This window comes from Nocardia sp. JMUB6875 (assembly GCF_041154655.1).
Taxonomy (GTDB): Bacteria; Actinomycetota; Actinomycetes; order Mycobacteriales; family Mycobacteriaceae; genus Nocardia.
Genome location: NZ_BAAFGR010000400.1, coordinates 1 through 1,043 on the forward strand (window position 1 = coordinate 1; position 1,043 = coordinate 1,043).

Genomic DNA, 1,043 nt, shown 5'->3' on the forward strand with positions numbered 1-1,043 from the left:
CATCATCGAACCCCGCCGCGGCCAACTCCGCGGCGACTCCAATCCGCAGGTCAGGCTGCGTCCCGCCCGAGTCCTGCTCGCCCATCACCCATCCGCCTCACCTCTCCACGTGAGAATCGCCCCCGATCCCCTGATCGTAACCACCGATACGCCGACCGGACCCCGACCGACATGGGCCTGAGGCCCGACACCTTGGTGGTTTTCGACGACACCTTGGGCGGCGTTCCTCACTCCACGGGCATCTGCTGCCGACGGCGCGCCGGGCGAATAGTGGATTCACACCCGCCGAGGAATTGGAGCCCCGATGTCGACCGTGAGTACTCTCGCCGCCGCCGGGCAGGCTCGCGCCGTGGTCCGGACCGAAGATGGTGTGGCGCTCGAGGTTCGGATCTGCGGTCCCCGGGATGCCGATGTGACGGTGGTTTTCGCGCACGGGCATTGCGGACGCGGGGAGAGCTGGACGCCGGTTCGCGACGGGCTGCGGCGGCAGTATCCGAACGCGCGGATCGTCAGCTACGACCACCGCGGACACGGTGAGTCCGCCCGTGCCGACCGCCGCACCTACACGCTCGAGCAGCTCGCTGACGATCTGGCCGCTGTAGTCGCCGCCGTCGCACCGACCGGCCCGGTCGTTCTCGTCGGACATTCCATGGGCGGCATGAGCGTGCTGACCTACGTCAGCCGCAACCCGGGCGAGATCGGCACCCGCGTCATCGGTGTCGGGCTCATCGCAACCGCCGCGAGCAGCCTCACCGAGGCGGGCCTCGGCCGCTTCCTACGCCACCCGCTCATCTCCCTCTTCCAATCCGCCGTGCACCACGCCCCCAACCTCATGCACTGCGCGAAACTCCTGGCGGGCAAGGCATTAGCGCCGATCATCCGCAAGGCCCAGCGCGGCGATCGCCCGATCGCCGCCCGCTGGCTCACCCTCGCCAACGCCATCCACAACCAAACCCCCATCGTCACAATGGCCGCCTTCCTCCACGCCTTCACCACCTACAACCGCACCGATGCCCTCCCACCCCTCTCCCCAATCCCCACCC

General features: G+C 68.6%; 1 protein-coding gene. It reads left to right on the plus strand.

Going from position 1 to position 1,043, the window contains the following annotated elements; translation table 11 throughout:
- Positions 1 to 304: 304 nt before the first annotated feature.
- A partial coding sequence (locus tag ACAM49_RS40235) for an alpha/beta hydrolase (RefSeq protein WP_369640750.1) occupies positions 305 to 1,043 on the plus strand: 739 nt, incomplete at its 3' end.